This is a genomic window from Allobacillus sp. SKP2-8 (genome assembly GCF_007559355.1).
GTDB lineage: Bacteria > Bacillota > Bacilli > Bacillales > Alkalibacillaceae > Allobacillus > Allobacillus halotolerans.
The window spans coordinates 146,011-172,874 of sequence record NZ_VMHF01000002.1; the positions used below are offsets into that span (position 1 = coordinate 146,011).

Consider the following 26,864-nt stretch of genomic DNA (forward strand, 5'->3'; position numbering starts at 1 on the left):
ATAACATAGAAATTAATCGGTTCAACATCAAGGCATTCAACGGTTTCAATCATCAATTTGTGAAAAATAAACCTTTTCATAGCGCTCGATTGTTTCCATCCATTCTTCTTGGTCCTTGGTAGTTTCATGTTGCTTGGATGATGGCTCATCTAACGTCAAATATTGCTTTGCCAATCCGAGAACTGCATCGGCTACATCTGTTGCCTGTTCTAATTTTGGTGTGAAAGGAAACAAAATGTATAGATAGCGATACAAAATCTGTTTCGTAAAAGAAAACATAGTTGGATCTTCTTGTTCAATTTCTTCTAATTCACTCAAGACTTTCGTTGCAAAATTCGTATCTAATATGTCTTCGATAAGCGTAGGGTTCGCGATCATATATTTTTCAAACTTCTCTATTTCAAGGTTTTCATTAACTTCTTCATCCATACACCATTGAAGCAAACCTGTTTTAATCACGGGGTTTAGTTTTGTATCAACAAAGTAAGGTTTAATAAGCTCTAAGTAAGGTCGCACGGCAAATGTTCGATGATAAGATAACAATTTCCATTGCTCTTTAAAGTGGCCATTCTCCAACGAATCAATGAAATGATCCATATCTTTTTCTCTCTCTTCAGCTCCCGTTGTAGTTAGAAATTCCTCACATTGATCATACAACAGTTGGAAATGCGCCTTATATTCCGGAGGTAATTTTGGATCATTTTCGAGCTGATGAAGTGTATCCATTACTTCAGAGTATTGATTCGAATGAAACAAAATATTTAAATAGATATGTATGTATTGATAATAATTCGATTCATCTTCCTTCATCAATTTGCGGCATAAACCTATAGCTTGTTCGTTTTGCCCCAACTCACTAAGCGAGATAATTTTTGCAATCAATATTTCATTGGAAGCTGCGTTAAAGCTTTCTAACTTATGTATAAACAGTAATGCTTCTTCATAATTTTTATTTTCGATTGCTCGTTTACTTTGTTCCTCCAAGTCTCTTTTCCAACCTGGGAACATTACAACCTCTTGTCTATCATTCATAATCACCCATCCAATCTTCTCTTGGTTCGTATTCCATTACCCCTTTCATGGAGAGGGGAAACGTTAAAGTAAAAAGTTATGTAAAAAAATGAGCACATGGTCAAACGAATTTTCCTCCTAACTATATCGGTTGAGGATTCGATCGACTGAAGCTCCGTACATCTCACCGAATAAATTCAAGTGAACGAGTAGGTAGTAAAGCTGATATATTTCTTTTATATCTTTGTAATAGGAATCAATTGGATAAACTTCGTTATATTCATTGTAGAATGTCTGACTGAATCCCCCAAATAACTCCGTGAAGGCTAATTCAAACAGGCGATGTCCATAAAGAAATGACGGATCGATTAAATATGGGACACCTTTCGGACCCACTAACCAGTTCCCTCCCCAAAGATCACCGTGTAAATATGAAGCACTCACATCATTAGGAAGTAGCTCATCCAAACGTTCCATTAATCGTTCTAGTTTTTCTCGACGAACACCATGTATCCTTTTTGTTTGTATACCTAATTCCAATTGATTTTTCAACCGGAAATCTCGATAATAATCAACCCAGGAAGCACACATTGCATTTGTTTGAGGAAGTGTACCAATATATGTATCGGAATAGAATCCATGTTTTGAATTCGTTTGTTGATGCATCAATGCAAGGTTTCTTCCTAACATGACATCTGTTTTGGAAGTTTGCTTACCTTCGACCCACTCCATCAACAAGTATGCTTCTCCTTGTTCATCTGAATAATTGATCACTTCAGGAACATGGATTGTCTTTGTACTTCTAATCTGATCTAAACCTGTTTTTTCAATATGAAAGAAATCTTGCGGCGAATCTGTATGTACTTTCATAAAATATTGTTGACTAGCTGTTTGGATCCAATAACTGTCGTTAATAGAACCACCTGAAACGGATTGAATCTGTTGAATCGCCTCCTCTATACCAGTCTGTTCAAAAAGTTTGTTCACTAAACACATTTTATGAACATCCTTTCAATGAATTGCTGTTTCAATTATATACGAATTTCAAAAATGTTCAAAAACAAAAAGAAAAACGGTATCAAGGAAAGCCCTTGATACCCATTAAGTCAGTAAGCTTTATTATTATCTTACACGGCGTACATGTCCAGCGAATTTGCTTTTCCAATAACCATGCGTCATATCTGCAACTGCAAGCCCTGTTGAATTTTGAGAGCCGATAAACTTACCGTTTCCTAAATAAATCCCTATATGTCCGTTTGTTTTATACGTGTTAAAGAAAACGAGATCACCTGGTTGCGCTTGACTATACGGAATTTTTGTACCGACTGAACTCAACCCGGCTGTACTGCCCGGAACTGAGATTCCAGCTTGTTTGAAAGCCCAATGAATGAACCCGGAGCAATCAAAACCTGCTGTTGTTTTTCCGCCCCATTGATAAGGTGTTCCAAGATGTGCATATCCTGCATTAATGGCTGTTGAAACATTCCCATTGGCTTTTGGAGCACTTTTCGTCTGCTGTTTTTTCGAGCTTTTACTTTTAGACGCTTGTACAACAGAAGAACCCTCATTATTGTCAGATGATTGGTGAGAAGCTAATACAACAGTCTCTGATCTTTGCTCTGATTCCTTTTGAGCTATTTTATTCTTCACCTGCTGTTGCATGCTTGCTAACTCACTATCTTGTAATTGCAGTTCATCCTGAAGTGCCAATAATTCAGACTGCTTGTCTTTTAAAGACTTTCGTTTTTCTTTTGCTGCAACTTTTTGGTCTTCAATTAAGGTAATCATTCCCCGCAGTTCAGTCTGCATATCTTGTAATTCCTGTAACTTACTGAGAACTTTATTTTGTTTCTTTTTCACAGTGGCTTTATCTTCTTGTTGCTCTAGTATGAGTTGTTTATCAGAGTCCATGATTTTTTTTACTGCATTTGACCGACTAATAAACTGTCCCATATTTTTCGAGCCTAAAATGACCTCGATATATGCAATATCTCCCCCATTTCGATGATAGGAAACAAGACGTTCTTGAATGATTTCTCGACGGATTTCAATGTCTTTTTCAATTTGCTGAATCTCTTCTTCTAATTGTTCGACTTCATCTTCTGTTCGGTCTACTTTTTCCTCCGTCTCATCCATTGTTCGTTGGTTCGCTTCTAAGGTTTCATTCAGCTGTTCAAGTTCTTGATTTAACTCTTCTAACTCAGTTAATACTTGATTCACTTCTGTTTTGGCTTCTTCAATATTTTGCTGTACATCAGCTCGTTCGTTTTGCAACTCCGATTCCCGGTTTTCTAAGTCTTCGATTGTCTCAGCATATGTATGTATTCCTAGTATCCCGGTAATGCCAATTGCTAAACAAACTGAACGGATTAACGACCTTTGTTTCATTGTGAACCTCCCAATTCGAAATGCTAGATTGTTAGATTTTGTGTTTTACCCAGTATAACATTCATAGATTTCAACACTATTAAACAAATATTACAGTTTCATTTCAATCCGTCTAAAGATAAGTCGTATTTTGTATATAAATGTTAATTGTTGGAAAAACAGAAGGAGATTTGCACATATCCACCAAACAATCAAGTAGTTCTTTTATCACAAAGCGATCGTTACCTAATATTTTTGGCATATGCCTTTATTCTTTTATCGAAGGTTTCCATCTTGTACAATGATAGTATTCTTAAGCAATACGGAAGGGTGTTTTTCGAATTGCAACAATTACTCTACCATCCAGCTTGGAAAAAACAAGTGGATTCTGGGTTGGACCAACAGATTCAAGAAACATTTTTACAAACGAGGGATGATCAAGAGAAGGTAATCATACCAATAAGACAGGCAATCAATCATAACGGAGACTACTTGCTAACCGTTCTTTTTCACAATCGAACTCAACAAGCGATTCATTTATCCAATATTCATTTATCCGTCTCTTCTCCATACTTCCAAGCGGTACAACATCAATTTCCGACAACTGAGTGGTATGTTGAGCCGCAAACAAGTTCTCCATGGACGTTTATATTCCGTGAAATGAATTATTCTGGTGAACTGGCAGATGATGTTCGAGATTTACAGATTGAATTTATTTCTACTATTTAATTTGAATAAGCCCCCTCAGTATTGAGGGGACTTAATCAAAATGATTTACTTAGCGGTTAATCTTAGTAGCCATAACCGCCGTAACCGCCGCCACTCCAAGACGCTCCAACAATAATCAATAAAATAAACAAGACGACAATTAAGGCGAAACCGCCACCGTATCCATATCCTTGACTCATAAACAATACCTCCCTTTCTCCTTTATTCATACACTATGTAGAACAACAGCTATGTGTTTGAGCGAATGGCCTAATTCGGTCCAAAGAGAAGTTATTTTTTATAGCCATTGTGTCAATTACCTAACGATCTATCGCTTATTTATAGCCTAGCTTTGTTTTAATTTAAATAAAATCATTTATTTTTTTAATTAGTTGGTTGACATTGCTGGCTATCCTTTTATATAATAGGTCTTGTCCGAAAAAGATAAATCGTCTTTCTTGGTTCAAATAAAAGCTTTTAAAATACGACTCGTGCGGGTGTAGTTTAGTGGTAAAACCTCAGCCTTCCAAGCTGATGTCGTGGGTTCGATTCCCATCACCCGCTCCATTCTATGTCAATAGTCAAATGTCCCAGTAGCTCAGTAGGATAGAGCAACAGCCTTCTAAGCTGTGGGTCGGGCGTTCGAATCGCTCCTGGGACATACCAGAATCCAGTAACCGGTTGGTTGCTGGATTTATTTATGTTTCCAATTAATAAAAAATCGAACGAGAGGTAAATTGTCTCGTCCGATTCAATAAGCTATCTCAATTCGTTAAGCATTTTCTCCAATGCTTTCTTTCGATGGCTGATTCTGTTTTTGACATCCGGTCCTAATTCACCATAGGATTGATCATATCCGTCTGGTTGAAATATAGGGTCATAACCAAAACCTTGTTCACCACGTCTTTCTGTTAAAATCCTTCCTTCACTTCTTCCTTCTGTCGTCAATGTTGTCTCACCTGGACGAGCAAATGCTAATACGCAAACAAATGCTGCTTCACGATCTTCGCTTTTTTTATCCTGCAATTTTTTCAGTAATTTATCGTTATTTGCTTGGTCATCCTTCGCTTCACCGGCGTATCTGGCTGAATAAACACCTGGCTCACGGTTCAGTGCATACACTTCTAAACCAGAATCATCTGCTAAAACGGGTACTTGATACTTCTTTGCATAGGTTTCTGCTTTTAGTATGGCATTCTCTTCAAAAGTTGTGCCTGTTTCTTCTACATCTTCTGCCTCTGGAAATTGCTCCATTAGACTTTTGATTTCAATACCCTGTCCACTTAAGAGTTCTTTCATTTCTTCTAATTTACCTTGATTGGTGGTCGCTACATAAATAATCATTGGTTATTCTCCTTTAGATCAACGCTGCATCTTCGCCAAGTGCATCTTTTTGTATATCAAATAGTTCTTTTACGCCTTTTTGTGCAAGCTCAATCATTTCATTCAGTTGATCGGGAGTGAACGTTGCTTCTTCTCCTGTGCCTTGCAATTCAACAAACTCATTTGCTTCTGTCATGACCACGTTCATATCAACAGCAGCGGCAGCATCTTCTACATATTGGAGATCAAGCAATGGTTCTTGACGATCACTTAATCCGACCGAAATGGCTGCTAAATATTGCTGGATTGGCATCTCTTTTATTACCTTTTCTTTCAGTAACTTGCTGCACGCAAGTGAAACGGCTACGAAAGCACCTGTAATGGAAGCTGTGCGCGTCCCACCATCAGCTTGGATAACATCACAATCTACCCAAATTGTTCGTTCTCCAAGCTTATTTAAGTCAATGACTGCACGTAACGCTCTTCCAATCAGCCGCTGAATTTCCATTGTCCGTCCTGTTACCTTCCCTTTGGATGATTCACGGATGTTTCTTCTCTCTGTCGCACGAGGTAACATGGCGTATTCTGCAGTTACCCAACCTTTTCCCTCACCACGCATAAACGGTGGCACTTTATTTTCGACACTTGCACTGCAAATGACCTTCGTATCACCCATCGTGATCAACACAGAACCTTCCGGATGTTTAATATACTCGGTTTCAATATGAACATTTCGTAATTCATCTGCTTGTCTTCCATCAACTCTCATTTAGTAGCCTCCTCATGATAAATCGATCCATCTGCACTTTACTATGTGTCAATATCTATCCGAACATAAAGAAAACTTGGCGACTTACCAAGTTCTTTGTTCATTTAATTGAACTTTTGCTAGGTGTATATGAGCAAATTGACCGAGGATTACCTTTAACTTCTCAAATGATTGGATCTCTTTTGTCGTGTAAATAATCGGTTCGACTGGTTCATTCATCGGTTCATGTAAGGTATTGGAATAAGTTAATATGGATCGAACTTCAGTCGCTGTTTCTAATGCTGACGACAAAACAGTCACATGGTCTCCTACAACTTCTTCGATGATATCTTGAATAATCGGATAATGTGTACATCCAAGAATCAACGTGTCCATGTTTGTCATTTCTTGAAACGGTTGCAAGCTCTCTTGCACAATTTTCTTTACCGGATCTCCAGTTACATTCCCATGTTCAATCATTGGCACAAATTTTGGACAAGCAATGCTCATAGTCTCAATAGCTGGATTCAATACCTCAAGTGAATTCGCATAAGCTCCACTTTCTACGGTATTCGTTGTACCTATGACTCCAACCGAATTCGTTTTTGTCGATTGCACGGCCGCTCGAGCGCCAGGATTCACTACACCTATAACAGGTATAGATAATTTTTCTTTCAAATCATCCAGCAAGATGGCTGTTGCTGTATTACAAGCAATGACCAATAACTTAATATCATGCTGGATTAAATAATTGACCAATTCCCACGTGTATTGAATCACTTGTTCTTTCGTTTTTGTCCCATACGGACATCTTAATGTATCTCCTAAGTATATGAATTGCTCGTCTGGCAGTTGACGATGTAGTTCTGTTAAAACGGTCAATCCACCAATTCCTGAGTCAATAACCCCTATTGGTTTATTCATTCTAGTTGCCTCTTTCTAGTGTAGGTTTAATTTTGCTGTTCATGTTCGACCATGACTTTGTGTAATTGAGCCATGGATTCATGTAAACAATCGAATTCGTCTGTTGTATGGGATAGTAAAATATCTGACAAATAATCTTGGCGTTTTTGAATCACTTCATTAATAATGTCTCTTCCCTTATCTAATAAATGTATTCGTACAACACGACGATCTTTTGGATCCCTAATTCGAACAATTAATTCATTTTTCTCCATTCGATCGACTAAGTCCGTTGTTGTGCTGAAAGCCAAATACATTTTTTTGGAGAGTTCACCAATCGTTAAATCACCCAATTCCCTTAACCATTGAAGTGCAATAAACTGTGGTGGTGTAATAGGATAGTTATTAAGTATCTCTCTTCCACGTTGTTTAACGATGTGTGATATGTATCGTAAACTTTTTTCCATCTCCAAAATTTTTTGAGCGTGCTCTGTCGAATTCACACAATCTCCTCCTGTCCGACTGCTCCATATACTTATTTTCAGTGTTTTTTCTCCAAAATTCAAGTCCTAATATATAGAAACAGTTATTTACATGACTAAATTAGTTATTCGTTAGCAAGTTAAATAAACATTTTTTATTATTATATGTATATTTTATCGAGATGGTTATCGGTTGACTCGTGGTTTACTGAGAGAAACTGAGTCATGAAGGGTATACGATTCAACTGCAAAGCTAGATTCTAACTGATTGTTGAAACGTAGTCTATTCGACCGGACGATTGAACGCGTATGTGCTCCGGGTGATTAGAGTCCTGCTATTTGACCGAATAATCGAACGCGTGCCTGCCTCGGGCGATTAGAGACCTCCTATTTGACCGAATAATCGAACGCGTGCCTGCTTCGGGCGATTAGAGACCTCCTATTCGACCGAATAATCGAACGCGTGCCTGCTTCGAGCGATTAGAGTCCTGCTATTTGACCGAATAATCGAACGCGTATGTGCTTCGGGTGATTAGAGACCTCCTATTCGACCGAATAATTGAACGCGTGCCTGCTTCGGGCGATTAGAGACCTCCTATTCGACCGAATAATCGAACGCGTGCCTGCTTCGGGCGATTAGAGACCTCCTATTCGACCGAATAACAGAACGTGCCTGCGCTTCAGTCGATTTGAGGTTTCATTTCGATGAATTGCATTACGTGAGCGAACTTAAGAAAAGAAAAAACAATAAACCGGCAATCTGCCGGTTTATAATTTGATCTCTCCGATGCGAATTAATTCGACAACGGCTTGAGATCGCCCCTTAACTTGAAGTTTTTGAATCGTATTCGAAATATGATTTCTGACTGTTTTTTCAGAAATAAAAAGCTGTTCTGCTATCTCTTTTGTTGTTCGATCTTGGACCAAAAGCTCAAAAACTTCTCTTTCTCTTTTGGTTAATATATTACTGGCTCGATATTTGTCATTATTCAAGCGGCAACCCCTCCTCTGTGCAAGAAGTGAGCTACTTCTTCATCTGAGGAAATTAACTAGTCACCATACTTTATGAAAAAGGTTGAGTTTCTGTTCGTAATTCTTCTAATCTATGCTTTTGTACACCTAATTAATTTTCGTTTCTTCAATAACCTTTAATTGCTCTTCAGAAAACGGTGTTGACTTACCGGTTTTTGCATTTATTTGAACGACTCGTCCTCTTCCAGTCAGACAAACATCACCATTTTCGTCGGTAGCCATATAATGGATATCCATGGAGCTTCGGCCTAGTTGATGAACCTTGCAATATAACTTAATCGTCTGACCGAAGTACATTTGCTTTAAATAATCACATTGCAAATCACTGACCACTGGAACATTTTCTATAGGACCAGTTAATTCACCAAATATCTTATTTTCTTCGATGAAAGAGGTTCTTGCTTCTTCAAAATAAATAAACGTCGATACATTGTTAACGTGTCCAAACATATCCGTTTCAGAAAAACGAACTTTAATAGGAATATAATAAGAAAACTCTTTCTTCCATTCTTCAAAGTTTGGAATATAGGAAATTTGTTTCATTTTTATTGCACCTCTTTTTAAGATTTACCTAAAATGAATACTCATTCAGTTTTATTAAAAAAATATAATGGTTGAAAAAGGGCCAACAATTATATTGTCAGCCCTTCATTCACCATTAGTTGTGGTAGTCACTTCCGAAGAAGCTCTTGAAAGAATGAATCGTAGCTTCACGGTTTACAGCTGCAATTGAAGTTGTCAAAGGAATTCCTTTTGGACAAACTTTTACGCAGTTTTGTGAGTTTCCACAATCTTGAAGTCCACCTTCTGTTAACAACGCATCCATACGCTCTGCTTTATGCATTTCGCCTGTTGGATGAGCGTTGAATAAACGAACTTGGGACAATGGAGCAGGTCCAATGAAATCATTGCGATCATTCACATTTGGACAAGCCTCTAAGCAAACACCACAAGTCATACATTTTGATAATTCATATGCCCACTGACGCTTACTTTCAGCCATTCGTGGCCCAGGTCCTAAATCATATGTGCCATCGATCGGTACCCATGCTTTCACCTTTTTCAAAGAGTCAAACATACGGCTACGGTCGACTGCTAAGTCACGAACAACAGGGAATGTCGTCATCGGTTCCAATTTGATCGGTTGCTCCAATTGATCGACAAGAGCTGTACAAGATTGCTGCGGTGTTCCGTTAATGACCATTGAACAAGCACCACAAACCTCTTCTAAACAACCCATTTCCCAAAATACAGGTGTTGTTTTTTCACCTTTTGCGTTCACAGGGTTTCTTCTGATTTCCATTAATGCAGAAATCACGTTCATATTTTCACGATATGGAATTTCGAATTCCTCATCATACGGCTTACCATCTGGATCATCTTGACGTGTAATGATAAATTTTATCATTTTGTTATCTTCCGCCATTTTGAATTACCCCCTCTTCCATTTTGTAGTCCGTTCAACCTTACGTTGCAGAGTAGTCACGCTTACGTGGCTTAATATATGAAACATCTACTTCTTCATAAGAAAATTCTGGGGCATTTGTTTCTGGATTATAAGTAGCTTTAGTCGTTTTCAACCATTCTTCGTCATTACGATCAGGGAATTCTGGTTTATAATGAGCTCCACGACTTTCGTTACGGTTATACGCTCCAATAGTGATTACACGTGCTAATTGTAACATATGATCCAACTGACGAATAAACATTGCTGTTTGGTTGCTCCAACGGCTCGTATCATTAATGTTAATGTTTTTGGCACGCTCCATCAACTCTTGAATCTTCTCATCCGTTTTAAGTAGTTTGTCATTCTCACGAACAACGGTAACATTTGCCGTCATCCACTCACCAAGTTCACGGTGAATATCATACGCATTTTCTGTACCCGTTGTCATATTCATGATCTCTTCAAAGTAATCTTGCTCTTCTTTCAACTTCTCATCAAACAACTGAGTGCTCTGCTCTGCTGCCAAGGAATCCAAACCATTGATGTAATCAACAGCATTCGGTCCAGCAACCATACCTCCATAGATACAAGAAAGTAAGGAGTTTGCACCTAGACGGTTTGCACCGTGAATTGTAAAGTCACATTCACCAGCTGCAAAAACACCAGGGATATTCGTCATTTGATCATCGTTGACCCATAGTCCGCCCATTGAATAGTGAACAGCAGGGAAAATTTTCATTGGTACCTTACGAGGATCTTCACCAACGAATTTTTCATAAATTTCAATGATTCCACCTAATTTAACATCTAGCTCTTTCGGATCTTTATGTGATAAATCAAGGTAAACCATGTTTTCGCCATTGATACCAAGCTTTTGGTTCACGCACACGTCAAAAATTTCACGTGTCGCAATATCACGTGGAACCAAGTTACCATAGGCTGGGTATTTCTCTTCTAGGAAATACCATGGTTTTCCGTCTTTATATGTCCATACACGACCACCTTCACCACGAGCTGATTCACTCATTAAGCGAAGCTTGTCATCTCCTGGAATAGCTGTAGGGTGAATTTGGATAAACTCACCGTTCGCATAGTGTGCACCATGTAAGTATAAGCTAGTTGCGGCTGAACCTGTGTTAATGACAGAGTTTGTGGATTTACCAAAGATAATTCCAGGTCCACCTGTTGCCATAATGGTTGCATCCGCTTTGAAAACTTTTATTTCGTGGGACTGTATATTTTGAGCGACAATTCCTCTTGAAACACCATTCTCATCAATAACAGGTGATAAGAAGTCCCATCCTTCATATTTTGTCACGAGTCCGTTGACTTCGTGACGACGAACTTGTTCGTCTAATGCGTACATTAATTGTTGACCTGTCGTTGCTCCGGCATAAGCTGTACGGTGGTGTTGTGTTCCTCCGAAACGACGGAAATCCAACAAACCTTCTGGCGTACGGTTAAACATAACACCCATGCGGTCCATCATATGTATGATGCTTGGTGCTGCGTCACACATATCTTTAACCGGTTTTTGGTTTGCCAAGAAGTCCCCACCATAAACTGTATCATCAAAGTGAATAGCAGGAGAATCCCCTTCACCTTTCGTATCTACTGCACCGTTGATACCGCCTTGCGCACAAACAGAGTGGGAGCGTTTTACTGGAACAAGCGAGATCAAATCGACATGAACGCCTGCTTCAGCAGCTTTAATTGTAGCCATCAAGCCAGCTAAACCACCGCCAACAATAACGATATTTTTATTACTCATTGTATTTGTTTCACTCCCTTATTATTGAACAGTTTCACGTGTTATGAAGCAAATGCGATTAATGACGCAATTCCCATATAACCAAAAACGACAAATACGACAAGAACGACGTATGTCATAATCTTTTGGGATCTTGGTGTAATGATCAGTCCCCAAGTAACGAAGAAAGACCATAGTCCATTCGCAAAGTGGAATACTGCGGAAAGAACACCAATCACATAGAACCAGAACATGAACGGTGATGAAAGAATGCTTGCCATCATATCAAAGTTCACTTCTGTTCCATAAATTGCGTTTGCCAAACGTGTTTCCCAAACGTGCCATCCGATAAAAATAAGTGTAATGATTCCTGTAAGACGTTGTAGCATGAACATCCAATTTCGGAACCATCCATACCTTCCTAGATTCATCTCAGATACCAAAGCGATATACACCCCATAAATTCCGTGGAAAAGAATCGGGATATAAATCAACCCAAATTCCAAGACGATCCGAAGTGGCAAATTTTCCATAAAACCAGCAGCTGTATTAAAGGCTTCTTCACTATACGTGGAAAAGTGGTTGACTACCAAGTGCTGCATCAAAAATAAGCCAATTGGAATGACACCTAGCAATGAATGCAATCTACGCAAATTATATTCGCGTTTTTCCTGATCCGCCATGTGTTACCCCCCTCATCTGATGAAAAATTGTTTTGAAAGAGTTTTCATACGACTCCCTATTAAAGTTACATGACAAGTTCAATTGTACTTCTAGGATGAAAAAGCGTCAAGAAAACTTGTCATAATTTTGATATGCTCCGACAAGTTAATTGTTCTCTTCTTCCAATTCCAATTCCATATTCTCTTGCTGAATATAATAATGACGGATATTTTCAGCAATATGGTCGGGGATTCCAAGTTTTGTGAATGCTTCTTTTTCAGCTTGTTTAATTTTTTCAATGGAACCAAAGTGTTGTAACAACATCCGTTTTCTTTTTGGTCCAACTCCTTCAATTTCGTCTAAGCTAGACTGAGTCGCTGATTTTCCTCGCAAATTACGGTGAAACGTAATCGCAAAACGGTGAACTTCATCTTGAATCCGTTGAATCAAATAAAACGGTTGCTCATTTCGTTTGAGGGGTACCGGTTCAGGCGGATTGCCATAAAGCAATTCACTCGTTTTATGTTTCTCATTTTTAGCGATCCCACATAAAGGAATGCTCAAGCCCAACTCATCTTCGAGGACGTCTAATGCTGCTGACATCTGACCTTTACCGCCGTCCACTAAAATTAGATCCGGAAGCGGCAATTTATCTTTAAGTACTCGTGTATACCTTCTCCGAATGACTTCACGCATTGTCTCATAGTCGTCTGGTTTTTCGACCGTTTTCACTTTGTATTTACGATAATCACTTTTTTTCGGTCGTCCATCTATGAACGTAACCATCGCAGATACAGGGTCTGTCCCTTGAATATTGGAGTTGTCGAATGCCTCAATCCTATGAGGAGTTTCAATATTCAAGTATTCACCTAGTTCTTCGACAGCTTTAATCGTTCGGTTTTCATCTTGTTCGATTAAAGAAAATTTCTCTTGTAATGCAATTTGTGCGTTTTCCATCGCCAAGTCAGCTAGCTTTTTCTTTTGCCCTCTAAATGGCGTCTTTGCTCGAACATCTAAATATTCACCAATCAAGTCGGCATCTGTACCGATTGGAAGATAAATTTCTTTCGGTTTAATATGATTTGAATGTGAGTAAAAACGTGCGATATAGCTTGTAAATGCTTCATCTGGATCCGTATAAAACGGAAACAATGAAACATCACGTTCGATTAACTTTCCTTGACGAATGAAGAATACTTGAATGCACATCCAACCTTTATCATATGCATAACCAAAAACATCTCTTTCCGTTAAATCCCCCAATTGCATCGTCTGTTTTTCCATGACAGATTCAATATGGTCAATTAAATCACGATATTCTTTCGCTTTTTCAAAATCTAGGTTTTCGGAAAAGGTATGCATTTTATCTTTCAGTTCTTGCTTAATTTCTTTATGGCCACCATTTAAGAAGGTCGTTATTTTTTGTACAATTTCTTGGTTTGTTTCCTGGCTGACCGGAAATTCACAAGGTCCTAAACATTGGTTGATGTGATAATACAAGCAAACCTTCTTCGGCATTACATTACACTTACGGAGTGGATAAAGCCGATCTAGAAGTTTTTTGGTCTCTCTTGCTGCATAAACGTTCGTGTAGGGACCAAAATACTTACCTTTATCCTTCTTCACTTTTCTCGTAACGATTAATCGAGGATGCTGTTCATGTGTAATTTTCAAAAAAGGATACGACTTATCATCTTTGAGCATGACGTTATACTTCGGGTCATACTTCTTCACTAAGTTCATCTCTAGAATCAATGCTTCCATTTCAGAAGATGTAACGATATATTCAAAGTCGACGATTTCATTTACAAGACGCTGCGTCTTCAAGTCATGTGCACCGGTAAAATAAGAACGCACACGATTTTTAAGCAACTTAGATTTCCCAACGTAAATGACTTCATCTTTGTTATTTTTCATCAAGTAGCATCCCGGCTTATCGGGAAGGACGGCTAACTTTTCTTGAATTTTTTTATGCATATATGTACACCTCGACAAGTTTCTTTGTTCCTAGAGGAAGCATGTTTAAAATCATAAGTTAAAAAGGGAAGAGCTAACTCAATGAGTCAGCCCTTACCCGATGATTTATGCATTTTTTGTAACGAATTCTTTTAAAGCATCTTTTGGTTGGTAACCATGTGCTTGGTCTACTTGCTCACCATTTTTAAATAGGATCAATGTTGGAATACTCATGACTCCAAATTTTTGAGCTGTTTCTTGGTTTTCATCCACATCAAGTTTGACGATTTTGACGTCGTCTCCCATTTCAGAATCCAATTCTTCCAATACAGGAGCGATCATTTTACATGGACCACACCAAGTAGCCCAAAAGTCAACAAGCACAGTACCTTCAGATACTTCTTCGTTAAATGTTTGATCAGTTGCATTTACGATAGCCATTTTCTATTCCTCCTCACATTTCAAATTCAAACTAAGTATATCATGGTGTTATTCATTACTTCCAATACTTTGTTTATAAGTCGTCAATGCGCATGGATACACGGTTCATGTGATTGTTAATATTGAGAATGAGTAAATGAAATCAAGTTATTAGAGTAGCCTGAGCAATCGAGCGGTTGGAACACTTTGTCGGGCGGTTGGACCCTTTTGTCGGGTGGCTGGAACTCTTTGTCGGGCGGTTGGACCCTTTTGTCGAGCGGCTCGAACACTTTGTCGGGTGGTTGGAACTCTTTGTCGGACGGCTGGAGTGTACGTTGCGACAAAGAATCGTTTTATCCATCAAAAAACCGACTATATTCCCAATAGGAAATAGCCGGTTTTGACTTTATTTGATATTAACCTTTTAACGCTTTGATCTCTTCTGTCAATGCTGGTACAACTTCGAATAAATCTCCGACAATACCATAATCAGCTACGTTAAAGATATTTGCTTCAGGGTCTTTGTTGATTGCAACAATGACTTTTGAGTTAGACATACCTGCTAAGTGTTGGATTGCACCTGAGATACCGACTGCAATATATAAATCAGGTGTTACGACCTTACCAGTTTGTCCGATTTGCAATGAATAGTCACAGTAGCCAGCGTCTGCAGCTCCGCGGGAAGCACCTACTGCTCCGCCTAGCGCATCTGCTAGTTCATATAATGGATCGAATCCTTCTGCGCTTTTCACTCCACGTCCACCTGCAACGATAATATTCGCTTCTGACAAGTCAACACCTTCAGAAGCTTTACGGATGACTTCTTGAATGACTGTGCGAAGGTTTTGAACATCAACTTCGACTTTTTGAACATCTCCTGAGCGTGATTCATCTTTTTCGGGTGGTGCAATGTTATTTGGACGAATGGTAATGAATGTCTTACCATTTGTAATGACTTTCTTTTCGAACGCTTTACCTGAATAAATTGGTCGAATGAATTTTACATCATCGCCACTTCCTTCGATTTGCGTGACGTCAGAAATTAATCCACTGTCCAATTTACTTGCGATTCTTGGTGACAAGTCTTTCCCTTCAGATGTGTGTCCCATAACAATGCCGTCTGGATCTTCTTGCTCAATGACAGCCATTGCAGCTTGGACATATCCATCAGAAGTATAATTTTTCAAGTTTTCATGCTGGACGACAACCGCTCGGTCCGCACCGTATTGAATTAATTCTTGTCCAAGAGATTCAAGATCTCCATCGCCTAAAACAGCTGCTACAACTTCACCATTTTCATCAATTTGGCGGGCTGCCGCAATATTTTCAAACGATACGTTACGCAACTCTCCATCTCGCACTTCACTAATTACTAAAAATTTCCCCATTGCTATTCTCCTTTCTGCACCTGTTGATTAAAGTACTTTTGCTTCCGTTTTTAATAGAGATACAAGTTCTTTCACTTGTTCGTCTGTTTCTCCTTCTAACACTTTTCCTGCTTCTTTTTCAGGTGGAAGGAAAACTTCGACCGTTTCAGTTGACGCCTCAACATCATCTTCATCTAAGTCAAGGTCATCGATTTCAAGTTCTTCTAATGGTTTTTTCTTCGCTTTCATAATTCCCGGTAAGGATGGGTAACGTGGTTCGTTCAACCCTTGTTGGCAAGTAACTAGTAAAGGTAGAGAAGTTTCTACTTTTTCAACGTCACCTTCTACGTCCTTATCAATTTTTACAGTATCTCCATCGATTTCAAGAGATGTAATGGTTGTGACATACGGAATATCCAACTTAGCAGCCAATCGTGGACCTACTTGGCCACTGGCTTCATCAATTGCAACGTTACCAGCTAAAATCAGATCAACTTCTTTGTCTTCGAAGTAAGCTTCCAGAATTTTTGTAGTTGTAACTTGGTCGCCCTCTTCAACATCATCTTCTGTATTAATAAGAACAGCTTTGTCTGCTCCCATGGCTAGCGCCGTACGTAATTGTGACTCCGACTCTTCGTCACCGATCGTTACGACGGTCACTTCACCACCGTGCTCATCACGGACTTTAATCGCTTCTTCAATGGCATATTCATCATATGGGTTAATGATGAACTCAGCACCATCTGTTTCGATTTTTCCATCACTGATTTGAATCTTCTCTTCTGTGTCAAATGTTTTTTTCATCAGAACATAAATGTTCATTGGATTACCTCCTTCATTCTACTGGTCTTTAAAATTCGGTTTTCTTTTTTCGATGAATGCTTGAATGCCTTCCTTTGCATCCTCATTACCAAACACCTTGCCAAACTCCTCTGCTTCTCGTTTGACGCCTTCTTTAAACTGAGAGGTTTGACTGAATGGGATTAACTTCATAACCGCATTGATTGAAGGCCCGCTTTTTGCTGCGAATTTTTTCGCTAGATTCATAGAAAACTCTTCTAATGAATCTTCATCCACTGCATGATTTGCAAGACCTAATGCTGCAGCTTCCTCACCAGAGATTGGTTCTCCAGTCAAAATCATTTCATAAGCTTTTGCCATCCCCACATGCTGTGGCAAACGTTGTGTCCCTGCAAAGCCTGGGATAATGCCTAGTGTCAGTTCTGGCAAACCGAGTTTGGCACTTTTGGTAACAATTCGAACATGACAAGACATCGCCAGTTCGAGCCCGCCACCTAAGGCAGCACCATGAATGGATGCAATGACCGGAACTTTAAATTTTTCAATTCTCCGGAATAAGTTTTGTCCTTGACTGGCAAGATCTTCGTAATCGTCGGCACTTTGTAAGGATGTGAATTCTTTAATATCTGCTCCGGCTGAGAAAAACTTTCCTTCTCCTTGAATCACCACCGCTTTGATGGTGGAGTCATTTTCGACGTCATCCAGCGCAGTTGCTAAATCTTTTAAAATCTGTGACGATAATGCATTTGCTGGTGGACTTTGAATGGTAACGGTTGCAATGTTTTCTTTTTTCGTTAAAGAGAGTGCATCCATTTACTCAACCCCTTTACGTATGTTTTTTTAAGCCGTTGGAAATTAGAAAATGTACATCCTTTGCCTGTTGATTTAAATCGTAGCGTTGATCCTGCATCACCCAGTTGGTCACTACCTCATCAAGCATACCAAAAATCATCTGACGAACCAACTTAATATTCAGATGATTGTGGAAGGTTTTTTCTTCCATCCCACTTTGGATGATTGAATCAATAATGTGCAAATAACCTTTTAGCACATCATTGATTTGTGCACGCAGTCGTTTATCGGACTGTCTCAATTCTAATTGTGTAACGACAGCCAGGTGAGGATCTTCCGAAAGCTGGCGAAAATGAGTATCGATTAACGCAAAAAGTTTTTCATCTGCCTTATCAACATTTTCAGTTGCCTTCCGGATTCGCTCGATAAAGTTACCCATTTTATTCTGAAACAATGAAACAAGAAGATCTTCTTTGTTCTTAAAATAAAGATAGATCGTCCCATCGGCTACGCCAGCTTTTTTGGCGATTTTTGATACTTGGGAGCGGTGGAAGCCATTTTCTGCAATGACTTCCACCGCAGCATCTAGTATTTGATTGTATTTTGGTTTTTCTTTCTTCATAGTTTTGACTCCCTAAAAATGAATGAATGGTCATTCACCTTTTATCATATAAATAAATTGCATGGCTGTCAACTACAAGCAAGCATAGATTTAAAATAAATTAATTCGATTTTTCTTTCTCCTCATCGACCAGCTTACGGCGCAAAATCTTTCCAACAGCTGTCTTAGGTAGTTCTGTCCGGAATTCGTATAACCTCGGGACTTTAAAAGCTGCAAGGTTTTCTCGACAGTAGGTGTTCAATTCCTTCTCTGTTACATCATAACCATCTTTCAACACAATATAAGCTTTGACGGTTTCGCCACGGTAAGGATCTGGTACTCCTGCAACCACTGCCTCTTGAATGGCCTCATGCTCATAAAGGACTTCTTCCACTTCTCTTGGATATATATTGAATCCACCGGCAATAATCATATCTTTTTTCCGGTCAACGACATAGAAATAACCGTCTTCATCCATTTTACCCATATCACCGGTAAGGAGCCACCCATCTTTTAATGTCTTGGCTGTATCCTCTTCCCTGTTCCAATATCCCTTCATGACTTGTGGTCCTTTTACGGCAATTTCACCTACTTCTCCCACTGGCATTTCTTCCATCGATTCTGCGTCCACAATTTTGGCATCTGTATCAGGCCATGGTAATCCAATTGTGCCGGAGCGTCTTTCCTCCCAAACTAAATTTGCATGTGTGACAGGCGACGTTTCTGTTAAACCATACCCTTCAACTAACCTACCACCAGTAACCTCTTCGAATCGTTGCTGAACTTCACTTGGCAGTGGTGCAGAACCACTGATACATGCTTCAACAGAAGATAGGTCATATTTGGTGAGCTTCGGATGATTCAGCAAGCCAATATAAATCGTCGGTGCGCCTGGAAACATTGTTGGTCGCTGTTTATGAATAGCTTTCAAAACGGTATCGACATCAAACTTCGGAATAAGAATCATTTTTTGCGCCTGCATAATTGTCAAGTTCATCACCGTTGTCATCCCATACACATGGAAGAACGGCAAAATACCGAGTATAACTTCTTTTGCATACTCTGTTTTGTATAACCAGTTTGAACACATTTGTGTATTGGAAACTAAATTATAATGCGTCAGCATAACGCCTTTAGGATAGCCTGTCGTTCCACCAGTATATTGCAGTAAAGCCACATCTTCTTCTGGATCGACTTCTACCGGTGTATAATCCGTTGATGCCTCTTCCATTACCTTCGTCCATACATGTGTATCGCCAGAATGCTCAGGTTTAACCACCATATTGTATTCACGTTTTTGAATGAACGGATAAATTAAGTTTTTCGGAAATGGTAAATAATCCTTGATACCGGTTACAATAATATGCTCGAGATCCGTTTCCGGTTTCACAGTCGACGCTCTTGGTAACAAGATATCTAAGCAAACGATAAATTTCGCACCGGAATCCTTCATTTGGTATTCCAACTCGCGCTCCGTGTATAAAGGATTCGTTTGCACGACAATTCCTCCACCGAGCATCGCCCCATAATAAGCAATAACTGATTGTGGTGTATTGGGCAGCATGATAGCTACTCGATCACCTTTCTCCAAACCCAATGATTGTAAGTACGACGCGAATTTTTTTGCTGAATCAGAGATTTGTTGAAACGTTAATTCAGTCCCCATAAAATGGACTGCTTCTTTATCCGGAAAACGACTTGCTGATTCTTCAAGAAACTCATGAAGCGGTCTTTTGTCATATTCCATCGTTTGTGAAACTTCTTCCGGGTAATGCTTAAACCATGGTTTCACTACGTCAACCCCCATTAATAATTCCTCCTTCTTTTCAACTTACCTTTATTATATACATTATTTCGGAAAAATTAAAATAGAATTGTAAATTATCTGAAATTAAATAACCCCCACCTAACGTGCTATTTTTGAGGAAGGAGTCTCCTGTCAATTGAAAATAAATTCTTAAAAATTAATTCCTCACACTGAATTTTATGGTAATGTAAGAATAAGAAAACTCTGGAAATAGATATTTTCATGTAAATGGAGGGATCGTTATGTGGGTAATATTGGGAGCTATTGCGATCGTTGCTATGTTTATAAACCTTTATATGTATAAAGTATGAAAGGATTATAAGCTTGCTATGGCGATCGGACTATCATTTACAGCATTAACTCTATGTGCAGAATATCGTCTTGTATCTCGATGGGTAAAGGCGGAAGATTGGGCCGCTTTATCAGATGTCGTACCAGGTATGGAAAAAGCATTATGGTTTTTGACCATTGCTTCAATCTTTCTCAATATTATACCTATACTTCAGGAACATTTTAAAAAATGACGCCCATTACCTGGACGTCATTGATTGGTTAATTCATCACCATAAATACAACTCCAACAATCATAAACAAAACCGCTACGACTACTAACACTTTTGCTAATGTTTCCATGTCTAAACTCCTTGTTGATCTATTTAAGCGAAAGGATTGTCACACCACTTCCACCTTCATTTGGATGACCTAAATGATAACTGTTGATTGACCGATGTTTTCGGGCAAATGCATGGACACCCTTCATTAACGCACCGGTTCCTTTTCCATGAATGATTGATACTTGATGATATCCGGCCAGCAGGGCATCGTCAAGGTATTTTTCCAGCCGATGTAGGGCATCCTCGTATCTTTCACCTCTTAAATCCAACTCTGTCTTCACGTGACTCTGTCTACCGCGAACAGTTGCCATCGGCGTCGTCTTTTTCTCTTTTTCTTTTCGTTTGATCAGCTGTAATTGTTTTTTTGGTACTTTCATTTTCATGATCCCAAGCTGAACTTCATACTCATTGTCATTCAATTGAGAAACAATTTGACCTTTTTGATTGAATGAAGCGACGTGCACTTCATCACCTGGTTCAAACTCATCTGGTTGATTTGTTGTCTCAATCTGTTGTTTTTGATTGGTATCTTGCAAAGCTTCTTTTTGATCAGAAATCTTCTTCCTGGCATCAATTAATTGGTGTTCTTTGATCTCTGCTGAACTCTTCATTTGACGAAGCTCTTGTAAAATAGTCTCTGCTTCCTGCTCTGCCTGATCAACGATCTTCTGAGCTTTTTTCTTAGCCGCTTCCTGGTAATCTTCTTTCTTTGCTAAGTAACGGTCATATTCTCGTTTCAACTCTTCACGTATTCCCTCGGATTCTTGTAAAATTTCTTCCGCTTCTTCAAAGTCTTTCTCTGCTTGTTTTCTGGACGTCTCTAACGAGGCGATCATATTTTCTACAGAACGACTATCTTCATGAATCATCGTTTTCGCTTGTTCGATAATTTCTGACTTCAAACCGATTCTTCCAGAAATCTCAAAAGCATTACTTCGACCCGGTACACCGATCAGTAGTCGATAGGTTGGTTGTAGGGTCTCCACATCAAATTCAACGGAAGCATTGATGACTTGCTCCCGATTGTACCCATATGCTTTTAGTTCAGGATAATGCGTTGTCGCAATGACTCTGGCGTTTCGATTCACGACATAGTCCAAAATGGACATCGCAAGGCCTGCTCCTTCTTGTGGGTCTGTACCTGCACCAAGTTCATCAAACAGGACCAACGAGTTGGAATTGAATCGTTCAATAATGGATGCGATATTCGTCATGTGACTGGAAAAGGTACTTAAATTCTGTTCGATTGATTGCTCGTCACCTATATCTGCAAATACATGATCAAATACAGCAAGCTGGCACCCATCAAGAGCGGGGACTTGCAAACCAGATTGTGCCATTAATGTACATAATCCTACCAGCTTTAAGGTAACTGTTTTACCACCCGTATTTGGACCAGTGATTAATATTGCGCGATAATCTTTTCCAATTTCGATATCATTACTGACCACTTCACTTTCTGGAATGAGTGGATGGCGAGCCTGAATCATTTTAATGTAACCATCATGGTTCATTTCAGGTTTGGCTGCGCGAAGTTGCTGCGCATATTTTCCTTTCGCAAATAAGAAATCAATTTTTTGTAAAATATCACCATTATGCTCTAACAGTTCCGCTTCTTGCTGAACCAGTTCCGTTAGCCGCGTCAAAATACGTTCAATCTCTTGTTGTTCTTCGACCTTTGAAGCTTGTAACTTATTATTTAACTCGACGACCGCTTGTGGTTCGATAAATAGTGTTTGGCCGGATGAGGATGAATCATGAACGATTCCACCGAAGCTTCCTCGATGTTCTGATTTAACCGGAAGAACATAGCGTTCGTTTCTAATGGTAACGATGGCATCCGATAACTTACTGCTTGAAGTTCGGGTATATCCTTCTAACCGGTCGCGAATACTGCTTTCTAACGAACGAATTTGACTCCGAATCCTTCTCAATCCTTGCGAAGCACTATCGATCACTTTTCCATCCTGGTCGATACACATATGAATCTCTTTTTCAAGGTTGCTGAGCGGTTCAATCTGTTCAACTAACTCCACTAAAATCGGGGTATCCACTTCATCTATATCTTGAACAAAGTTTTTCACGCGCTTACTCCCGCGTAATGTATCCGAAATCTCGAGCAGCTCTGTTGCGCTTAACATTCCACCGATTTTTGCACGCTTTGTACTTCCTCGAAGGTCATGAATACCACCGAGCGGCATATGTCCTTGCGTTCGTAAAACTTGCACAGCTTCATCTGTTTCATTTTGCCATCGAATGACTTCTTCAAAATCAGCTGAAGGCATTAATTTTGCAGCCGCTTCTTTTCCGCGTGTCGTTTCCGCATGATCTACGATTTGTTTGATCAATTTCGGAAATTCCAGTTGTTTCAATATTTTTTGATCCATTATGCTTCACCTTTTTTCGTCTTCAAAAATGATTGTAACTGCTCTGGTGTCCATGAGTTGATGACTGTATCTCTCTCAATCCACCCTTTTCGAGCGGCTTTCACACCAATCGCCATATCATCAAGCATTTGGTAGCTATGCGCATCCGTGTTAATGGCTATTCGCGCTCCTTTTTCTTGTGCTTTTCGTAGTTCTGTCCAATGTAAATCCAATCGGTTCGGATTCGCATTCAGTTCAATAATCGTGTTTGTTTCGACGGCCCAGTCAATGAATGTGTCTATATCTAATGCATAGCCTTCACGTCGTCCAATCAATCGTCCGGTCGGGTGAGCAATCATATCAACGTAAGGGCTTTCCATTGCTGTTCGCATACGAGCCATGATTTTTTCTTCTGATTGGCTAAAACTTGAATGAATAGATGCAATGACAAAGTCCATCTCTTTTAAAAATTCATCCGAAAAATCTAACGTTCCATCCGGCAAAATATCCATCTCAACGCCACAAAAGATTGTGATTTCTGGATATTTCGCTTGGACTTCTTTAATTTTTTCACGTTGTTGACGAAGTCGCACTTCATCCAAGCCATCCGCAACACGCAGAAACTTCGAATGGTCCGTAATCGCTATAAATTGATAGCCTTTTTCTATATTTTTCTTAACCATTTCCTCGATGGATTGTGCACCATCACTCCATGTCGTGTGCATGTGCAAATCGCCTTTTATATCAGCCAATTCAATCAAATTAGGCGAATGGTTAACAGAAACTTCTTCCCCTGTTTCACGCACTTCAGGTGGTAAATAAGGGACCTCCAAAAATTCAAAAAATGCTTGCTCGGAATCAAAGGTGTGAATTTTACCCGTCTCTTCTTCTTCGACTCCATATTCACTGATCTTCAAGCCTTTTTGCTTTGCCAATCTTCTCATTTCTACATTATGATCTTTGGATCCTGTGAAATGATGAAGTGTTGTATAAAATTCATCTGGAGCAACGAGACGAAAATCAACCGAGACATCCCACTTCGACTCTACAATAACGGTTACTTTCGTTTCTCCGTGGGCAACTACTTCTTTCACCGCTGATAAATGAACCAAACTGTCAGCTACTTGCTTTGGATTCGTCGTTGCGATAATATAGTCCAAATCTTTGATTGTTTCACGGAGACGTCTCATACTGCCTGCTATTGAGTATTGATTAATGTCATCTATTTTTTCCAGTTCTTCTTCGATTAGCTGCGGTAACACCAAGACATCAGAAAGAGGTAAGCGCTCTGGACGTTTACCGATCTCGTCTAATGCTTGTAAAATTTTCTCAACGGATTTCTTCCCGAACCCACTCAATTTCTCGACGTCACCATTTTCACACGCTTTACGCAATGTCACCTGATCAATTACACCGAGTTCTTTGTAAAGCTTCGCTAGCTTTTTACCACCTAATCCTTGTAAGTCTAGTAGTGGAATTAATCCCTCAGGCACTTCCTCTTTTAAGTCGTTCAGCGTTTCCGTTTCTCCAGCTTCAATGAACTCTACGATAACCGCATTGGTACCTTTACCAATTCCATCCAGTTTTGAAAAATCGTCAATCTCATCCAATGACTGATCATTTCGTTCCAATGCTTGTGCAGCCTTCCGATAGGCAGATATTTTAAAAGGATTTTCACCTTTTAATTCCAAATAAATAGCAATCGTTTCTAAATGTTTGATTACTTTCTTTTTATCCATATAAGCACTCCTACTCAGCAATTATTCATTCATTGACTGAAAAGAAAAGAGGCCAACTCGCATTGAGTGTACCTCTTTTATCCATTCGTTCATTCAGGAAATATTCGTTCTTTCAATTGCTCAGTCAAAACAGGTGTATGTTCAATCATGAATCCCGCAATTGCGGAACTTTGTATGAGATTTTGAATCATTTCTACCGATACGAGCGACAAAATGAATAAGATGACGAATAAAATTAAATACATCTCAATAAATCCAAGAATGGCACCCAATAGATTATTCACACTATGTAAGATCGGTAGGTTTGCTACAAAATCCAGTAAGTTTGCGATAATTTGCATGATAATCTTCACAAGGACAAATATTGCGAAGAAAGCGATCGCATTATAGAATGAGTTTTCCAGTATTGTAGAGTTTAGTAACGTACCCCAAAACTGGTCTGTTGAAAAATCCGGATACGGAATCCATAATTCCAATTTGCCAGCTAATTGTTTGTAGTATAAAACAGAAACGATAAATGCAACGATAAAACCGACAATGTGAAGGACTTGCATGACAAGCCCGCGTTTTAAACCGATTAAAAAACCAAAAATCAATAAGATTAATAATAAAATATCCAGCATGTTACCTTCGATCCTCTTTCCGTCTATTTCCACGATTCACTCGGTTCAATAGTTCGTTATGTTCTTGCTTGAGTTTCAAGTAATCATTCATCGTATTCAAGGCTGTTAATACAGCTAATTGGGATGTATCCAACGAAGGCTTTGCGTATTGAATTTCATCCATTTTTTGATCGACCAAGCTTGCTACCATCTTGATATGTTCTGAGGATTCTTGGCCAACAATGGTATATTTTTTCTTGTGAATTTCCACTGTTAATTTCGTCTGATTAGAACCATCCATTCAGTAGCCTCCTCCCGCGTTATTCTACTCCATATAGTAACACGTTTACATATCGCTTGGAAAGTACATTTACTTCCTGCGAACGTCAGTATGGCGTGATATACTAGGAGAAAATATGCTAATCCATAAAGGAGTTCTATTTTCATGGCACACGCTGTATTAAAAGTAAACCAATCGACCATTCAACAGATGAAGAATACATATCAATCTGCAATCCTCCCTTCTACACCACCTCACGCTCACTTCGCAGCGAAGATTAGCGGATGCACGATTACCGCTTATCAATCCGGCAAGGTCGTGTTTCAAGGGAATGAAGCTGAAAAAGAAGCGAGTCGATGGGGAAATCCAGGATCTAACGATAAAAAGAAAAAAACAAAAACCAATAGAAGCTTGCCGACCTTTTTAAAAGATTCACATATGGGCTCAGATGAAGCAGGAACGGGAGATTATTTCGGTCCGATCACAGTCGCTTGTGTTTTTGCTACTTCAGAACAGCAGGAGCTTCTAAGAGAATTAGGTGTACGTGATTCGAAAACGTTGACCGATGATGCAATCCGCTCTGTTATGAAAGATGTCTTGTTAACTGACATTACATACAGTTCCGTTGTTCTTGATAATCCGAGATATAATCAACTGAAAGCAAAAGGTTGGTCTCAAGTAAAAATGAAGGCATGGATGCATCACCATGCGATTAAGAATGTCCGTAATAAACTAGGTGAGCAATCTTTCGAAGGAACCGTTGTCGATCAGTTCTGTGAACCAGCTACCTTCCATAAAGCAGTTCGAGAAACAGGTGAACAATCTTTTGATGATTTAACGTTTATGACAAAAGCGGAAAGTTATTCGACACCAGTAGCAGCCGCTTCCATGCTTGCTCGCTATCGCTTTTTACAAGAAATCGATCGTATATCTGAAAACGTTGGATTTTCGATTCAAAAAGGAGCTTCCAACATTGTCGATCGGCAAATTGCCCGATTGATTAAGCAAAAAGGTGAGAGTTCTTTAAATGAAATCGCAAAAACGCACTTTGCCAATACACAGAAAGCGAAGAAACTATTGTAGGA

The 26,864-nt window shown here is 39.2% G+C and carries 28 protein-coding genes and 2 tRNA genes; 6 read left to right on the forward strand and 24 right to left on the reverse strand.

The window, feature by feature from the left end:
• Positions 1 to 45 precede the first annotated feature (45 nt).
• The 3 genes from FPQ10_RS03980 to FPQ10_RS03990 all read right to left on the reverse strand — a co-directional run bounded on the left by FPQ10_RS03980 (position 46) and on the right by FPQ10_RS03990 (position 3,399).
• Complete coding sequence (locus FPQ10_RS03980; RefSeq protein ID WP_144160644.1) at positions 46 to 1,032, reverse strand: hypothetical protein; 987 nt, start codon at positions 1,030 to 1,032, stop codon at positions 46 to 48.
• A gap of 117 nt (positions 1,033 to 1,149) precedes the next feature.
• Positions 1,150 to 2,007: a fructosamine kinase family protein gene (locus FPQ10_RS03985; protein WP_144160647.1), complete on the reverse strand. Its 858-nt coding sequence runs from the start codon at positions 2,005 to 2,007 to the stop codon at positions 1,150 to 1,152.
• 126 nt (positions 2,008 to 2,133) lie between these two features.
• Positions 2,134 to 3,399 (reverse strand): C40 family peptidase, encoded by a 1,266-nt coding sequence (locus FPQ10_RS03990; protein WP_144160650.1) that lies wholly within the window; start codon positions 3,397 to 3,399, stop codon positions 2,134 to 2,136.
• Positions 3,400 to 3,672: 273 nt separating this feature from the next.
• On the opposite strand from FPQ10_RS03990, the gene FPQ10_RS03995 reads away from it, so the two are divergent.
• Positions 3,673 to 4,107: an SLAP domain-containing protein gene (locus FPQ10_RS03995; protein WP_222103050.1), complete on the forward strand. Its 435-nt coding sequence runs from the start codon at positions 3,673 to 3,675 to the stop codon at positions 4,105 to 4,107.
• 62 nt (positions 4,108 to 4,169) lie between these two features.
• On the opposite strand, the gene FPQ10_RS04000 is transcribed toward FPQ10_RS03995, so the two are convergent.
• Positions 4,170 to 4,286, reverse strand: a complete 117-nt coding sequence (locus FPQ10_RS04000; protein ID WP_144160656.1) for a YjcZ family sporulation protein — start codon at positions 4,284 to 4,286, stop codon at positions 4,170 to 4,172.
• Positions 4,287 to 4,579: 293 nt separating this feature from the next.
• Here FPQ10_RS04000 and FPQ10_RS04005 point away from each other — a divergent pair.
• Both FPQ10_RS04005 and FPQ10_RS04010 read left to right on the forward strand, forming a co-directional pair.
• A tRNA-Gly gene (locus tag FPQ10_RS04005) sits at positions 4,580 to 4,653 on the forward strand.
• Between the two features lie 20 nt (positions 4,654 to 4,673).
• Positions 4,674 to 4,747 (forward strand) — tRNA-Arg (locus FPQ10_RS04010).
• A 98-nt stretch (positions 4,748 to 4,845) separates the two neighbouring features.
• Here FPQ10_RS04010 and FPQ10_RS04015 read toward each other — a convergent pair.
• The 11 genes from FPQ10_RS04015 to trxA all read right to left on the reverse strand — a co-directional run bounded on the left by FPQ10_RS04015 (position 4,846) and on the right by trxA (position 14,831).
• Positions 4,846 to 5,430: an XTP/dITP diphosphatase gene (locus FPQ10_RS04015; protein WP_144160659.1), complete on the reverse strand. Its 585-nt coding sequence runs from the start codon at positions 5,428 to 5,430 to the stop codon at positions 4,846 to 4,848.
• A 13-nt stretch (positions 5,431 to 5,443) separates the two neighbouring features.
• The gene (rph, locus tag FPQ10_RS04020; RefSeq protein ID WP_144160662.1) at positions 5,444 to 6,178 is read right to left on the reverse strand and encodes a ribonuclease PH; all 735 of its coding nucleotides are present in this window, start codon (positions 6,176 to 6,178) and stop codon (positions 5,444 to 5,446) included.
• An 84-nt stretch (positions 6,179 to 6,262) separates the two neighbouring features.
• The gene (gene racE / locus FPQ10_RS04025) at positions 6,263 to 7,081 is read right to left on the reverse strand and encodes a glutamate racemase (RefSeq protein ID WP_144160665.1); all 819 of its coding nucleotides are present in this window, start codon (positions 7,079 to 7,081) and stop codon (positions 6,263 to 6,265) included.
• Positions 7,082 to 7,107: 26 nt separating this feature from the next.
• Complete coding sequence (locus FPQ10_RS04030) at positions 7,108 to 7,527, reverse strand: MarR family winged helix-turn-helix transcriptional regulator (protein ID WP_144161052.1); 420 nt, start codon at positions 7,525 to 7,527, stop codon at positions 7,108 to 7,110.
• A gap of 783 nt (positions 7,528 to 8,310) precedes the next feature.
• On the reverse strand, positions 8,311 to 8,535 hold the full coding sequence (locus FPQ10_RS04035) for a helix-turn-helix domain-containing protein (protein ID WP_144088024.1): 225 nt from the start codon (positions 8,533 to 8,535) through the stop codon (positions 8,311 to 8,313).
• A gap of 126 nt (positions 8,536 to 8,661) precedes the next feature.
• The gene (locus FPQ10_RS04040) at positions 8,662 to 9,117 is read right to left on the reverse strand and encodes an acyl-CoA thioesterase (RefSeq protein ID WP_144160668.1); all 456 of its coding nucleotides are present in this window, start codon (positions 9,115 to 9,117) and stop codon (positions 8,662 to 8,664) included.
• Positions 9,118 to 9,232: 115 nt separating this feature from the next.
• Positions 9,233 to 10,000 (reverse strand): succinate dehydrogenase iron-sulfur subunit, encoded by a 768-nt coding sequence (gene sdhB, locus FPQ10_RS04045; protein ID WP_144160671.1) that lies wholly within the window; start codon positions 9,998 to 10,000, stop codon positions 9,233 to 9,235.
• Positions 10,001 to 10,040: 40 nt separating this feature from the next.
• The gene (sdhA, locus tag FPQ10_RS04050) at positions 10,041 to 11,792 is read right to left on the reverse strand and encodes a succinate dehydrogenase flavoprotein subunit (protein WP_144160674.1); all 1,752 of its coding nucleotides are present in this window, start codon (positions 11,790 to 11,792) and stop codon (positions 10,041 to 10,043) included.
• 41 nt (positions 11,793 to 11,833) lie between these two features.
• Positions 11,834 to 12,454, reverse strand: coding sequence for a succinate dehydrogenase cytochrome b558 subunit (locus FPQ10_RS04055; protein WP_144160677.1), 621 nt, complete (start codon positions 12,452 to 12,454; stop codon positions 11,834 to 11,836).
• 145 nt (positions 12,455 to 12,599) lie between these two features.
• Positions 12,600 to 14,411, reverse strand: coding sequence for an excinuclease ABC subunit UvrC (gene uvrC / locus FPQ10_RS04060; protein WP_144160681.1), 1,812 nt, complete (start codon positions 14,409 to 14,411; stop codon positions 12,600 to 12,602).
• A gap of 105 nt (positions 14,412 to 14,516) precedes the next feature.
• Positions 14,517 to 14,831: a thioredoxin gene (gene trxA, locus FPQ10_RS04065; RefSeq protein WP_144160684.1), complete on the reverse strand. Its 315-nt coding sequence runs from the start codon at positions 14,829 to 14,831 to the stop codon at positions 14,517 to 14,519.
• Positions 14,832 to 15,007: 176 nt separating this feature from the next.
• On the opposite strand from trxA, the gene FPQ10_RS04070 reads away from it, so the two are divergent.
• Complete coding sequence (locus FPQ10_RS04070) at positions 15,008 to 15,214, forward strand: hypothetical protein (RefSeq protein ID WP_144160687.1); 207 nt, start codon at positions 15,008 to 15,010, stop codon at positions 15,212 to 15,214.
• A 12-nt stretch (positions 15,215 to 15,226) separates the two neighbouring features.
• Here the strand turns inward: FPQ10_RS04070 and FPQ10_RS04075 are convergent, their stop codons facing one another.
• The 5 genes from FPQ10_RS04075 to FPQ10_RS04095 all read right to left on the reverse strand — a co-directional run bounded on the left by FPQ10_RS04075 (position 15,227) and on the right by FPQ10_RS04095 (position 20,178).
• Positions 15,227 to 16,198, reverse strand: coding sequence for an electron transfer flavoprotein subunit alpha/FixB family protein (locus FPQ10_RS04075; protein ID WP_144160690.1), 972 nt, complete (start codon positions 16,196 to 16,198; stop codon positions 15,227 to 15,229).
• 27 nt (positions 16,199 to 16,225) lie between these two features.
• Positions 16,226 to 16,999, reverse strand: coding sequence for an electron transfer flavoprotein subunit beta/FixA family protein (locus FPQ10_RS04080; protein ID WP_144160693.1), 774 nt, complete (start codon positions 16,997 to 16,999; stop codon positions 16,226 to 16,228).
• 18 nt (positions 17,000 to 17,017) lie between these two features.
• Positions 17,018 to 17,791, reverse strand: a complete 774-nt coding sequence (locus FPQ10_RS04085; protein ID WP_144160696.1) for an enoyl-CoA hydratase — start codon at positions 17,789 to 17,791, stop codon at positions 17,018 to 17,020.
• Positions 17,792 to 17,804: 13 nt separating this feature from the next.
• Positions 17,805 to 18,392, reverse strand: a complete 588-nt coding sequence (locus FPQ10_RS04090; RefSeq protein WP_144160699.1) for a fatty acid metabolism transcriptional regulator FadR — start codon at positions 18,390 to 18,392, stop codon at positions 17,805 to 17,807.
• A gap of 100 nt (positions 18,393 to 18,492) precedes the next feature.
• On the reverse strand, positions 18,493 to 20,178 hold the full coding sequence (locus tag FPQ10_RS04095; protein WP_144160702.1) for a long-chain-fatty-acid--CoA ligase: 1,686 nt from the start codon (positions 20,176 to 20,178) through the stop codon (positions 18,493 to 18,495).
• 329 nt (positions 20,179 to 20,507) lie between these two features.
• On the opposite strand from FPQ10_RS04095, the gene FPQ10_RS04100 reads away from it, so the two are divergent.
• Positions 20,508 to 20,702 (forward strand): hypothetical protein, encoded by a 195-nt coding sequence (locus FPQ10_RS04100; RefSeq protein WP_246569187.1) that lies wholly within the window; start codon positions 20,508 to 20,510, stop codon positions 20,700 to 20,702.
• A gap of 128 nt (positions 20,703 to 20,830) precedes the next feature.
• On the opposite strand, the gene FPQ10_RS04105 is transcribed toward FPQ10_RS04100, so the two are convergent.
• The 4 genes from FPQ10_RS04105 to zapA all read right to left on the reverse strand — a co-directional run bounded on the left by FPQ10_RS04105 (position 20,831) and on the right by zapA (position 25,800).
• On the reverse strand, positions 20,831 to 23,179 hold the full coding sequence (locus tag FPQ10_RS04105) for an endonuclease MutS2 (protein ID WP_144160705.1): 2,349 nt from the start codon (positions 23,177 to 23,179) through the stop codon (positions 20,831 to 20,833).
• Positions 23,179 to 24,897, reverse strand: coding sequence for a DNA polymerase/3'-5' exonuclease PolX (gene polX / locus FPQ10_RS04110; protein ID WP_144160708.1), 1,719 nt, complete (start codon positions 24,895 to 24,897; stop codon positions 23,179 to 23,181). The genes FPQ10_RS04105 and polX overlap by 1 nt, the downstream gene beginning before the upstream one ends.
• Before the next feature lie 89 nt (positions 24,898 to 24,986).
• Positions 24,987 to 25,520: a CvpA family protein gene (locus FPQ10_RS04115; RefSeq protein WP_144160711.1), complete on the reverse strand. Its 534-nt coding sequence runs from the start codon at positions 25,518 to 25,520 to the stop codon at positions 24,987 to 24,989.
• Position 25,521: 1 nt separating this feature from the next.
• Positions 25,522 to 25,800 carry a cell division protein ZapA gene (gene zapA / locus FPQ10_RS04120; RefSeq protein WP_144160714.1) on the reverse strand — a complete coding sequence of 93 codons (279 nt, stop codon included), beginning with the start codon at positions 25,798 to 25,800 and terminating at the stop codon, positions 25,522 to 25,524.
• Positions 25,801 to 25,944: 144 nt separating this feature from the next.
• Between zapA and rnhC the strand changes: the two genes are divergently transcribed.
• Entirely contained in the window at positions 25,945 to 26,862 is a 918-nt protein-coding gene (gene rnhC / locus FPQ10_RS04125) for a ribonuclease HIII (RefSeq protein ID WP_144160717.1), read from the forward strand.
• Positions 26,863 to 26,864: the final 2 nt, after the last annotated feature.

Excerpts from the sequence above, each read along its gene's own strand:
- FPQ10_RS04040 (WP_144160668.1), bottom strand. The coding sequence starts at position 9,117 with ATGAAACAAATTTCCTATATTCCAAACTTTGAAGAATGGAAGAAAGAG.
- rph (WP_144160662.1), bottom strand. The coding sequence starts at position 6,178 with ATGAGAGTTGATGGAAGACAAGCAGATGAATTACGAAATGTTCATATT.
- racE (WP_144160665.1), bottom strand. The coding sequence starts at position 7,081 with ATGAATAAACCAATAGGGGTTATTGACTCAGGAATTGGTGGATTGACC.
- FPQ10_RS03990 (WP_144160650.1), bottom strand. The coding sequence starts at position 3,399 with ATGAAACAAAGGTCGTTAATCCGTTCAGTTTGTTTAGCAATTGGCATT.
- FPQ10_RS04090 (WP_144160699.1), bottom strand. The coding sequence starts at position 18,392 with ATGAAGAAAGAAAAACCAAAATACAATCAAATACTAGATGCTGCGGTG.
- FPQ10_RS03985 (WP_144160647.1), bottom strand. The coding sequence starts at position 2,007 with ATGTGTTTAGTGAACAAACTTTTTGAACAGACTGGTATAGAGGAGGCG.
- FPQ10_RS04105 (WP_144160705.1), bottom strand. The coding sequence starts at position 23,179 with ATGGATCAAAAAATATTGAAACAACTGGAATTTCCGAAATTGATCAAA.
- FPQ10_RS04085 (WP_144160696.1), bottom strand. The coding sequence starts at position 17,791 with ATGGATGCACTCTCTTTAACGAAAAAAGAAAACATTGCAACCGTTACC.
- sdhB (WP_144160671.1), bottom strand. The coding sequence starts at position 10,000 with ATGGCGGAAGATAACAAAATGATAAAATTTATCATTACACGTCAAGAT.
- FPQ10_RS04075 (WP_144160690.1), bottom strand. The coding sequence starts at position 16,198 with ATGGGGAAATTTTTAGTAATTAGTGAAGTGCGAGATGGAGAGTTGCGT.
- FPQ10_RS04030 (WP_144161052.1), bottom strand. The coding sequence starts at position 7,527 with ATGGAAAAAAGTTTACGATACATATCACACATCGTTAAACAACGTGGA.
- sdhA (WP_144160674.1), bottom strand. The coding sequence starts at position 11,792 with ATGAGTAATAAAAATATCGTTATTGTTGGCGGTGGTTTAGCTGGCTTG.
- FPQ10_RS04000 (WP_144160656.1), bottom strand. The coding sequence starts at position 4,286 with ATGAGTCAAGGATATGGATACGGTGGCGGTTTCGCCTTAATTGTCGTC.
- FPQ10_RS04100 (WP_246569187.1), top strand. The coding sequence starts at position 20,508 with ATGGCGATCGGACTATCATTTACAGCATTAACTCTATGTGCAGAATAT.
- uvrC (WP_144160681.1), bottom strand. The coding sequence starts at position 14,411 with ATGCATAAAAAAATTCAAGAAAAGTTAGCCGTCCTTCCCGATAAGCCG.
- FPQ10_RS04055 (WP_144160677.1), bottom strand. The coding sequence starts at position 12,454 with ATGGCGGATCAGGAAAAACGCGAATATAATTTGCGTAGATTGCATTCA.
- trxA (WP_144160684.1), bottom strand. The coding sequence starts at position 14,831 with ATGGCTATCGTAAATGCAACTGATCAAACATTTAACGAAGAAGTATCT.
- rnhC (WP_144160717.1), top strand. The coding sequence starts at position 25,945 with ATGGCACACGCTGTATTAAAAGTAAACCAATCGACCATTCAACAGATG.
- FPQ10_RS04095 (WP_144160702.1), bottom strand. The coding sequence starts at position 20,178 with ATGGGGGTTGACGTAGTGAAACCATGGTTTAAGCATTACCCGGAAGAA.
- FPQ10_RS04115 (WP_144160711.1), bottom strand. The coding sequence starts at position 25,520 with ATGCTGGATATTTTATTATTAATCTTATTGATTTTTGGTTTTTTAATC.
- FPQ10_RS03980 (WP_144160644.1), bottom strand. The coding sequence starts at position 1,032 with ATGAATGATAGACAAGAGGTTGTAATGTTCCCAGGTTGGAAAAGAGAC.
- FPQ10_RS04080 (WP_144160693.1), bottom strand. The coding sequence starts at position 16,999 with ATGAACATTTATGTTCTGATGAAAAAAACATTTGACACAGAAGAGAAG.
- FPQ10_RS04015 (WP_144160659.1), bottom strand. The coding sequence starts at position 5,430 with ATGATTATTTATGTAGCGACCACCAATCAAGGTAAATTAGAAGAAATG.
- zapA (WP_144160714.1), bottom strand. The coding sequence starts at position 25,800 with ATGGATGGTTCTAATCAGACGAAATTAACAGTGGAAATTCACAAGAAA.
- polX (WP_144160708.1), bottom strand. The coding sequence starts at position 24,897 with ATGGATAAAAAGAAAGTAATCAAACATTTAGAAACGATTGCTATTTAT.